Consider the following 9,925-nt stretch of genomic DNA (forward strand, 5'->3'; position numbering starts at 1 on the left):
CTCCACCCGAATCGGATGCGCCCGCATCGCCGAGGCCAGCAACTCCACCGGCGCAGGCGCATCCACCACCAGCAACATCGCCTCGAGCGCCGCCCGAAACTCCTCCTCGCTCAGCTCCTCCTCGTCCTCATCGAGCTCCGCGTCACCCCCACCGCGCGCGGAGACATCCGACACAATCGCCGAGATCTCCCGCTCGCCCGAGCCCTCACCGACTTCCGTTGAACCCGCACCGGCCTCCGCCACCCCGAGCCCTGATTCGCTCAAATCGGACGCGACCGTCCCGGAGTGCCCGTCCGACACAGACCCCGGCCCCGTCACATCCGTGCGCCCTACTTGGTCCGCAGGTGCTTCAACGCCCTCAGGCGCCGCTGCGCCTCCACCCTCGTCTGCACCCACGACCCCTTCTGCGTCCACAGCCATTGCCTCCACAGGCCGGGTCGCGCGCGCTGGCGTCGTGGGCGCGAAATCCAGCGTCACTGCGTCGGATTCGAGCTTCGTCGAGTCGGATTCCGGCTGGGTGGCCGCCGATTCGGGGGCGGCGTCCGGTTCGGCCGAGGTCGACCGGCTCGAATCCTGTGCCACGACGTCGAGGTGACCCGTCGGCTCGCTCGTGCGCATGAGCGCGGCGGGCACGGGCCGGGTCTTCGCGGCCGCGGCGGCGTCGGCGATGATCTGCTGGGCCGGGGTGAGCGCGGGTGGGTTGGCGGCAGGCGGGGTTCGCGCGTCGTCTTCCGGGTTGTGCACCTCGGTCACCCGTAGTCCTCCTCGATCAGCACCGGTTGCGGGGGTAGGTCTTCGAGCTCGCCGAGCCAGCTCACCGACAGCGGGCCCAGCGGGTCGGGCTGGTCGAACTCGAGGGTTTTGCCCCGATAGAGCTCGAGCAGCGCCAGGAAGCGGGCCACGATCTGGATCGGGTGCTCGCAGTCGACGCAGATTTCGTGGAAGGTCGTCCACGCCCCCGCCCCACGGCTTTTCAGCAACTCGAGCACGAGTGCCGCCTGTTCGGCGATCGAAATCGAGTGGGCGTGGATGTGATCCAGCCCCACCCGGGGTTTCGGACGCGGCCGGAACACCGTGGCGGCGACCTCCGCGAAGCCCGCGGCGTCCACCCCCAGCGTAACCTCCGGCAACAGGGCCAGATACCGCTCCTCGAGCGAGACCGCGCGCGGATACCGTTGCAGCGCGGCGGCCTCCAGCTCGCCGAGCAACTCGGCCACCTGTTTGAACGCCCGGTATTGCAGCAGGCGCGCGAACAGCAGGTCGCGGGCCTCGAGCAGTTCCAGGTCCTCCTCGTCGGACACCTCGCCGGAGGGCAGCAATCGGGCCGCCTTCAGATCCAGCAGGGTGGCGGCGATGAGCAGGAATTCGGTGGTCTGGTCGAGGATCTTGTCGGCGCGCAGGCCCTGTTCGCCGGACAGGCTGGCGGTGAGGGCCTTGGTGTAGGCGATGAACTCATCGGTCACCTTGTGCAGTGCGATCTCGGTGACATCCAGCCGGCGCGAGCTGATCAGCTGCAGCAACAGGTCGAACGGGCCCTGAAAGTTGGTCAGGTTCAGGTGGAATTTGCCCTTGGAGTCCGAATTGTCCGGAGCAACGGCCTCGTTGGGGGCCGCGACCGGCTCCGGAGAGATGGTGCCGGAGTCGGTGATATCCCCGAGCACGCCGCCATCCGCGGGCAGCGCCTCATCCGCGTCCGCCGGTTCGTGCTCGGACGCCGTGTCGAAAGAATCGCTCAACGGCCCGACCGCTGGATGACTTCCCTGGCCATCGCCCGATACGCTTCCGCGCCACCGGATTTCGGAGCCCAGGTGGTGATCGGCTCACCCGCGACACTGGCGTCCGGGAAGCGCACGGTGCGCGAGATGACCGTGTCGTACACGAGGTCGCCGAACACCTCGACCACGCGCGTCATGACCTGACGCGAATGCAATAGGCGGGCATCGAACATGGTGACCACGATGCCGTACAGCACCAGCTCCGGATTCAACCGGTCCCGCACCTTCTCCACGGTGTCGTTGAGCAGCGCCAGCCCGCGCAGCGAAAAGTATTCGCACTCCATGGGAATGATGACGCCGTCGGCGCAGGCCAGGGCATTGATGGTGAGCAGGCCCAGCGACGGCTGGCAGTCGATGAGGATGTAGTCGTAGCGGTTGCGCAGCGGCGCGAGCGCCCGTCCCAGCGTCTGCTCGCGGCCCACCTCGTTGACGAGCTGGATCTCCGCCGCCGACAGGTCGATATTGGACGGCAGCAGGTCCATGCCCTCGACCTTGGTGTTCATCAGCACGTCGTCGGGATTGACCTTGCCCGGCCCGACCAGCATGTTGTGCACGGTGACATCCAGATCATGATGCGCCACACCGAGTCCCGCCGACAGCGCGCCCTGCGGGTCCAGGTCCACCAGCAGCACCCGGCGCCCGTACTCCGCCAGCGCCGCACCGAGATTGATGGTCGAGGTGGTCTTGCCGACGCCACCCTTCTGATTGCACATGGCGACGATCAGCGCCGGCGCGGTGTGATCGGGCTCGGGCGGCTCCGGAATCTCCCGCAACGGGCGACCCGTGGGACCGACCTGCTTGCTGTCGTGCACCACATCGGGTGCCTCCCACAGCGTTTGCGCGGCGGTTTCGATCCGCTGGCCCGCACCACCGGTAGTCGTCACGTCCGCTGCTCCTTCGACGTTCCTGCCCTTAACCCCCGCCCACCGACCTGCCGTGGACGACGCGCCCGGCCACGTGTGCGTACCGGTCCTTCTAGACGCTACCGCCTGTTCGCGCCGGACCAACGCTCGGACACGCACTGTAAACCTGCACTTCAGGGCTGGTAAGGGTGTCCTAGCTCGGCCGCCTGACCAGGCACGAACACTCTCGCGTTGTGACACAGCAGATTACGGGTTCCAGAGCATGTTCCCAGCAGATCAGACCAGACACCCCCGATTCCGTCCCAATCACGCCGAATCCACAGCCACCGACCTCGGATACACTCCGCCCGATCAAGACAACGATTCTCTGGGGGCGTGCACATCACAGGTAGGCCAGCTTCCCGGATTCCCCACGCCCACAGGCGCCCCAATGCCCGGCGTCATGGACGCCCCGGTTCCAGGATTCCCCCGATGGGGAATCCGGCCTTCGGATCTCCGGCTCCGGCGGGTGCGCAGGCCCCGGAACACCCTGCGGCCGGAGGCCATTCCGCGCCGATGCCATACCAGCAGGCGTAATCGCCGCAGGAGTAGAGCGGGGGCAGCGTTCCATACAGCTGGCTATGATGCGCCGGTCCCGCCCAACAACTGAATCTGCGCTCACCTCTTCGATTCGGTGCCATGCCGCTGAGTCAGCCCTCCCCGTCAAGTCAGCTCTTGGCGACGAGTTCGAAGAGGGCGAGGTTGGGGGTGGCGAAGGAGGGGACGGTGGCCAGGCGTTGTTGGAAGCGGGAGTCGTTGGTGGCGGTGGTCCAGGCTTCGGGCGAATCCCACTGGGCGATGTTGATGAGTTGGAAGTGTGTGGCCGGGGCGAGGGCGCGGTGCAGGCGGTTGGTTCGGAAGCCGGGGGTGTTGCTCATGTGCTGGGCGCGGTCGAGCCAGTTGGGGACGAAATCGTCGATCCGGTCGGCGGGGATCTCGAAGGCGTTGACGAAGGTGATGCCCGGGCCTTCAGCCGAATTGCCTGTCGTGGAGTGGAATTCGGCCGCTATCGAATACTGGCCGCTGTGAACGGTGGCGCTGGGCAGGTTGATCGCCGAGGTGGTGAGGCCATGATCGGCGAGGGCCTTGTCGTGTGCTTCGAGACTGTCCCAGTGCGCGACGGCGACGAGGCCGAGGCGGGAATCGGGTGACAGTCGGCGGTGCAGCCGGGCGTCCTGGAATCCGGCGGCGGTCTGAATGAGCGCGACGCGTTCGCGCCAGTCCGCGATGGACTGCCCGATGCGCTCCTCGGGCAGTTCGAGCGCGTCGATCAGGGTGATTCGGGTATCGGCCATGCCCTCATGGTGAAACCTCAACCACGCTGTAGGTCAAGGCCTTTCATAATCAACGCGACCGGTCGGTCACTTCTGCGACGCGTGCCGCTGAATGAGCTGATACGTCCGCGCGGGATCCTCGATTTGCGGGTAGTGCCCCACCCCCGGGAGCCGGGTCAGCTCGACCGCAGGCCGCAGAGCCAGCACAGCCCGCAACACGGATTCGGTGCAGATCGGGTCCAGTTCCGCCCAGCCCAATTCCAGCCTGCCGGGCCAGGACCGCAAGGCGTCGTGCCAGCGGACGGAGGTCGGTGGGGTGACGCGCTCGTGGTTGTAGTAGATCAGCTTGTCGAGCATGCGGTGACCGTCGTTGTGGCGCAGCAGAGCCCACTGGTCGGCGGCCTCCTCGGCGGTGAGCGGGTGGGCCTGCGAGAAGATGCCGCCGAACGAGCGGCGGAAGGACAGCTCGCTCACCAGCCGCGCGAATACTGGCCCGACGCGACTGAGCAGCAGTTTCTGCCCGATCAACAGGCTCGCTTGCTCGCGCACCAGGCTCGCGTTGAACAGCAGCGCGGATTTCAGTGCGAACGAGAGGGTTCCGTCGATATCGCGGGCCAGCAGCTCAGTCGCGACCGAGCTACCCATATCGTGCGACACCATGACGACCAGTTCGCCCCCGAACCGCCGCGCCACCGCCTCCGCGATATCGGCCTGAATCCGCAAGGAGTACAGCTCATCCCGCGGCTTGTCCGACAGCCCGAAGCCGAGGAAATCGAAGGCGACCAGCCGGTGCCCCTCGATCCGGTCGAACGCCTCGCGCCAGTCGTAGCTGCTCGACGGATACCCGTGCAGGAACAGTATCGGCGGCAGATCCGCGGACCCCGCCCGTTCGCGCACGAAAATCGGGTGGCCGCCGACCTCTTCGACAACGCCCGACTCGTGCCACGCCGCTACCCGCGAAGTCGATCCCGCCATGTTTCCTCCCGGACGTCGTGGTCGACGCCCACGCTAGACAATTTGCACCAATGCTGCAAACAGTTGTCCGACACGCCCTCCCGGACCGGGATGACATCGACGCGGCCGCCCTCGCGAACATAATGCGCTGATGGAAGCGATCGCGGCATGGTCCGGATATATCGGCGCATGGGTGCTGGTGGCCGGACCCATGTATCAGGGCGCTGTCGAACTCGGTGAGCTGGGCCGCAATACCGCGCAGATCCGAAGCCAGATGCACGAGATCCCGCATCCCCGCGTCTCACCGTGGTGGTGGCTGCTGCCGCCGGTCGCCTACTTCCGCACGCGCGGCAGTGAAAGCGCCTGGCAGCAACAGGTATTGGAATCCCTGACCGCTCAGCAGCGCGCCGAGTTCGTGAGCTACTCGAACAAGGCCGCCGGCTGGTTCGTGGTCGGCGGCGGGGCCGCGCTGATCGGCGTCAAGGAAGCCGTGGACCTGGTCGAAACCCTCGAATGGCCGACCCCGATCGCGATAGTCCTCATCGTGGCCGCGGCCGCCATCGCCCTGACCTTCACGGTCCGCCGCATGCAATTGACCGACCGCGCACTGCATCTGGGCGACGAAGCCGCCTAGCCGGTCCTGCCACGCTAACCCATCTGCTGCCACGCACGCCGATCCCGCTGCGCTACACGTTGATCCCGCCGTCGGGCACATCCGCCTCCTATCGAGCACGGGGGTGCGCCGTCGCCCACACCTCATGCAGCGTGCCGACAGTCACCAGCGTGTAGATCTGCGTCGTCGTCACCGAGGCATGCCCGAGCAACTCCTGCACCACACGGACGTCCGCGCCGCCGTCGAGGAGGTGGGTGGCGAAGGAGTGGCGCAGGGTGTGGGGGGAGACCTGGGCGGCGATGCCTGCGCGCTCGGCGGCGGATTGTAGGACCTGCCAGGCGGTTTGCCGGGACAGTCGACCGCCGCGGTGGTTCAGGAACAGGGCGCTGTTGCCCCGCCCTAGCGGTGCCAGGGCTGGGCGGCCGCGCACCAGGTAGGCGTCGACCGCGGCCAGCGCGGGGCGGCCGATCGGGACCATGCGTTGCTTGCCGCCCTTGCCGCGCAATATGACCGCGCGCTCGGCGGTGTCGATGTCGTCCACGTCCAGGCCGATGATCTCCGAGATGCGCGCGCCGGTGGAATACAGCAGCTCGAGCAGCGCTCGATCCCGCAGACCACGGGGGCCGTCGGCGGTGTCGCCGCCCGCGGCGTCGAGGAGTCGCGAAACCTGGTCGTAGGGCAGCGCTTTGGGTAGTCGGCGGGCGGGTGTGGGCGGTTTCACCGGATGCGCCACATCCGCGTCGGTGATCCCCTCCGCCGTCGCGAAGCGGTGCAGTCCGCGCACCGCGATCAGGGCGCGTGAGGCCGAGGAGGCGGCCAGCGCCGGATGTTCGGCGTCCCCGGATCGCAACGCGATCATGTACTCGGCGATATCCGACTCGGCCACGCGCGCAAGCGTTTCCACCCCGCGTCCGGTCAGAAAATCCTGGTAGCGGCCGAGATCGCGGCGATAGGCGCTGAGCGTGTTGCGCGCGGCGCCGCGCTCGACCGCCATATGGTCGAGGTACGCGTCGATCTGCCGCTTCAGCACGGGTCACATCATTGCAGCCACCACCGACGAACTCGGCCAGCCGAAGCGCGCAAATCGAACAAGTATCCCAATCGGGATCTGGTGAGACGCCGACCTATCGAGACATGGACATCCGCCGAGACGCGGGATCCATCGGGCATAGTGATCTACTCGTGGCGGGATCCTATTGGGATGCCGAGTTCTCGCGAGCCTTACGCTCCAGGAAGGCGGTCGGCATACCCGGCCACGGCGCATCCGCAGGACGCAGTGCCGCACCGCTGGCCCGCGCCGTCATCAGCGCGGTCACCCCGGCAACCGCTGTGGCATTGGTGATTTCGCCCGCGAGCGCGGCCCGCACCGCCTCACCCAGCGGCACCCGCAGAATCTGCAGGTCCGCCTCCTCCAATTCCGGTTCAGGCCGGTCGGTTTCGTAGAGCCCCGTGGCCAGGTACACCCGCAACGCCTCATCGGTGAACCCCGGCGACAAGGCCACATCCACCAGCACCGACCACTCCCGCGCCGCCAGCCCCGTCTCCTCGGCCAACTCCCGCTTGGCCGCTTCGAGGGGATCCTCCCCCTGCTTGTCCAGCAACCCCGCCGGCAACTCCAGCAACCGCTCCCCGATCGGATGCCGATACTGATTGATCAACACCAGATTCTCGTCCTCATCCAGCGCCGCCACCGCCACCGCCGCATGATGCTCGACCACCTCCCGCTCGGCCGTCCGCCCACCCGGCATCACCACCTGATCCAACCGCAAAGCCAGAATCGCCCCCGAATACACCGTGCGACTGGACAGAACATCGAACTCGTGCGCGCCAGGCACCGAACCAGAAGACGTCATCCGCAAACCGTATCGCGCCCGCCCACCCCTCCCACCGACAGTCCCGAATCGTCGAGTGGCACATCCTGGCGGGCGAAGCGGACAAACCCCCTCCAGGGTGTGCCACTCGACGGGTGACGTCGGAACGCGAGCCGCCCGCGCACTTGTCGGTGCGCGGGCGGGTCGGGTTAGGGCGGGTGGAGAGGGTTACTTGGAGACCTTCTCCGCTTCGGGGGCCGGGGCCTCGTCGGGGATTTCGACCGGGAGGCGTTCGGCTGCCTTGTATTCCAGGGCTGCCGAGATCAGGGCCGCGAAGAGCGGGTGCGGGCGGGTCGGGCGGGACTTGAGTTCCGGGTGGGCCTGGGTGGCTACCAGGAAGGGGTGCTGGTTCTTCGGGTACTCGACGAATTCGACCAGGTGGCCGTTCGGGGAGACGCCGCTGAACTTCAGGCCGCTCTTGGCGATCTTGTCGCGGTAGGTGTTGTTGACCTCGTAGCGGTGGCGGTGCCGCTCGGAGACCTCGGTCTCGCCGTAGGCGGCGGCGACGAGCGAATCCTTCGCCAGCACAGCGGGGTACGCGCCCAGGCGCATGGTGCCGCCGAGATCGGCCTCACCGGCCACGATCTGCTCCTGGTCGGCCATGGTGGAGATGACCGGGTACTTGGTGTCGGGCTCGAACTCCGCCGAGTTGGCGTCCTTCAGGCCCACCGAGCGCGCCGCCTCGATGACCACGCACTGCAGGCCCAGGCACAGGCCCAGCAGCGGAATCTTGTGCTCGCGGGCGTAGCGGATCGCGCCCACCTTGCCCTCGATGCCGCGAATGCCGAAGCCGCCCGGAATGAGGATGGCGTCGACGTCGGCCAGGTGCGACCGCGCGCCCGCCTCGGTCTCGCACTCGTCGGACTGCACCCAGCGGATGTTCACCTTCGCCTTGGAGGCGAAGCCGCCCGCGCGCAGCGCCTCGGTGACCGACAGGTAGGCGTCGGGCAGGTCCACGTACTTGCCGACCAGCGCGACGGTGACCTCTTCGCGCGGGTTGTGCACGCGATCCAGCAGATCGCCCCAGACCGTCCAGTCCACGTCCCGGAAGGGCAGACCCAGGCGGCGAACAACGTACGCGTCCAAGCCCTCCCGGTGCAGCACCTTCGGAATGTCGTAGATCGACGGCGCGTCCGGCGTCGAGATGCAGGCGTCCACATCCACGTCGCACATCAAAGCGATCTTGTTCTTCAGCGGCTGCGGCACATCCCGGTCGCAGCGCAGGATCAAAGCGTCCGGCTGGATACCGATATTGCGCAGCGCCGCCACCGAGTGCTGGGTCGGCTTGGTCTTCAGCTCGCCCGAGGGCCCCAGGTAGGGCACCAGCGTGACGTGCAGGAAGAAGCAGTTGTCGCGCCCCACCTCGTGGCGAATCTGCCGCGCCGCCTCCAGGAACGGCTGCGACTCGATATCGCCGACGGTGCCACCGATCTCGGTGATCACCACGTCCGGGGCCTGCCCGTGCAGGTCCGGTCCCGCCATGGCAAGAATGCGGCTCTTGATCTCATCGGTGATGTGCGGGATCACCTGCACGGTGTCACCGAGGTACTCGCCGCGGCGTTCCTTGGCGATGACCTTCGAGTACACCTGGCCGGTGGTCACATTGGCGTCCGCGGATAGATCGCGGTCCAGAAAGCGTTCGTAGTGGCCGACATCGAGATCCGTCTCCGCGCCGTCCTCGGTCACGAACACCTCTCCGTGCTGGAAAGGATTCATGGTGCCCGGATCGACGTTCAGGTACGGATCCAATTTCTGCATCGTGACGCGCAGACCGCGCGACGTAAGTAGTTGACCGAGGCTGGAGGCGGTCAAACCCTTACCGAGTGAAGAGGCGACACCGCCGCTGACGAAGATGTGTTTCGTGGCCGCGCGCGCCGGAATCCGTGAATTACCCACGGGTCTTTACCGTAACACGGATCGGTGATGCCGTTCGAACGCCACGCACATCGGTTGCCCGCGATTGGCTCGCCGCGGAGTGTCGACGGCCTCGACTCTGCGTGTCGCGGGCGATCTTTCCCGTGTCGGCCGGGGTTTCCGTTCAGCGCGGCAGGGCGGCGAGTGTGAGCGAGGTCGCCTTCGCGCCCGTGCCGTACCGGCCGGTTCCGCCGTTCAGCTGCTCGGTGAGCCCGAGCACCGTGGTGATCCGGCCGATCTCGCGGTCCACATTGTCGACGGTGGTGACCGTGGCCAGCCCGCCCTCCGACCGTGCCACCGCGATCGCGCCGGGCCCCTCGGCCGCGCCGTAGCGACCCGCCAGCACCACCCCGGCGCTGTGCGAGCGCAGCCCGCCGGCGAAGCGGGCGATGATCGTGCCGCGATTGTTCTCCTCGGCGCGCGCGCCGTCGCCGGTGACCACCACGGCCAGCTGCGCGGGCTGAACATCACCGAAGGTCAGAAAGCCGCCGCCGCGCAACGTCTCGAGTGCCAGCCCGCGTTCCTGCGCGGTGCCGCGCGGCTGCCCGTTGGCGGGATCGGCGAGCAGCACCTGCCCGAGCAGATCTCCGGCGAGGCTGCCCTGATCGACGGCGTCGATCTT

The 9,925-nt window shown here is 67.4% G+C and carries 9 protein-coding genes and 1 pseudogene; 1 reads left to right on the forward strand and 9 read right to left on the reverse strand.

All coding sequences use genetic code 11. The annotated features are described in order from the left end of the window. The 5 genes and pseudogenes from ACWELQ_RS26975 to ACWELQ_RS26995 all read right to left on the reverse strand — a co-directional run. Positions 1-753 (reverse strand): annotated as a pseudogene (locus ACWELQ_RS26975) (hypothetical protein); the annotation flags it as partial. After that, positions 750-1,649, reverse strand: coding sequence for a segregation and condensation protein A (locus ACWELQ_RS26980; RefSeq protein WP_452399852.1), 900 nt, complete (start codon positions 1,647-1,649; stop codon positions 750-752). The gene ACWELQ_RS26980 and the pseudogene ACWELQ_RS26975, both read right to left, overlap by 4 nt. An 83-nt stretch (positions 1,650-1,732) precedes the next feature. Then, on the reverse strand, positions 1,733-2,629 hold the full coding sequence (locus ACWELQ_RS26985) for a ParA family protein (protein ID WP_452399853.1): 897 nt from the start codon (positions 2,627-2,629) through the stop codon (positions 1,733-1,735). Between the two features lie 716 nt (positions 2,630-3,345). After that, positions 3,346-3,972 (reverse strand): antibiotic biosynthesis monooxygenase family protein, encoded by a 627-nt coding sequence (locus ACWELQ_RS26990; protein ID WP_452399845.1) that lies wholly within the window; start codon positions 3,970-3,972, stop codon positions 3,346-3,348. Between the two features lie 66 nt (positions 3,973-4,038). Next, a complete protein-coding gene (locus ACWELQ_RS26995; protein WP_452399846.1) occupies positions 4,039-4,926 on the reverse strand; it encodes an alpha/beta fold hydrolase in 888 nt (295 codons plus the stop codon). Between the two features lie 130 nt (positions 4,927-5,056). Here ACWELQ_RS26995 and ACWELQ_RS27000 point away from each other — a divergent pair, with 130 nt between their 5' ends. Further along, the gene (locus ACWELQ_RS27000; protein WP_452399847.1) at positions 5,057-5,539 is read left to right on the forward strand and encodes a hypothetical protein; all 483 of its coding nucleotides are present in this window, start codon (positions 5,057-5,059) and stop codon (positions 5,537-5,539) included. An 88-nt stretch (positions 5,540-5,627) separates the two neighbouring features. Here ACWELQ_RS27000 and xerD read toward each other — a convergent pair whose 3' ends face one another. The 4 genes from xerD to ACWELQ_RS27020 all read right to left on the reverse strand — a co-directional run. Next, the gene (gene xerD, locus ACWELQ_RS27005; RefSeq protein ID WP_452399848.1) at positions 5,628-6,548 is read right to left on the reverse strand and encodes a site-specific tyrosine recombinase XerD; all 921 of its coding nucleotides are present in this window, start codon (positions 6,546-6,548) and stop codon (positions 5,628-5,630) included. 163 nt (positions 6,549-6,711) lie between these two features. Continuing rightward, positions 6,712-7,371 carry an NUDIX domain-containing protein gene (locus ACWELQ_RS27010; RefSeq protein ID WP_452399849.1) on the reverse strand — a complete coding sequence of 220 codons (660 nt, stop codon included), beginning with the start codon at positions 7,369-7,371 and terminating at the stop codon, positions 6,712-6,714. A 186-nt stretch (positions 7,372-7,557) separates the two neighbouring features. Further along, positions 7,558-9,285 (reverse strand): CTP synthase, encoded by a 1,728-nt coding sequence (locus ACWELQ_RS27015; protein ID WP_452399850.1) that lies wholly within the window; start codon positions 9,283-9,285, stop codon positions 7,558-7,560. Positions 9,286-9,427: 142 nt separating this feature from the next. Continuing rightward, positions 9,428-9,925: copper transporter (locus tag ACWELQ_RS27020; protein ID WP_452399851.1), on the reverse strand; the 498-nt coding region annotated here is incomplete at its 5' end.

The sequence above is a fragment of the Nocardia sp. NPDC004722 genome, assembly GCF_053601505.1.

What these genes read in the sequence shown, in the direction of transcription:
- ACWELQ_RS27000 (WP_452399847.1), top strand. Translation starts at nt 5,057, where the DNA reads ATGGAAGCGATCGCGGCATGGTCCGGATATATCGGCGCATGGGTGCTG.
- ACWELQ_RS26990 (WP_452399845.1), bottom strand. Translation starts at nt 3,972, where the DNA reads ATGGCCGATACCCGAATCACCCTGATCGACGCGCTCGAACTGCCCGAG.
- ACWELQ_RS27010 (WP_452399849.1), bottom strand. Translation starts at nt 7,371, where the DNA reads ATGACGTCTTCTGGTTCGGTGCCTGGCGCGCACGAGTTCGATGTTCTG.
- ACWELQ_RS26995 (WP_452399846.1), bottom strand. Translation starts at nt 4,926, where the DNA reads ATGGCGGGATCGACTTCGCGGGTAGCGGCGTGGCACGAGTCGGGCGTT.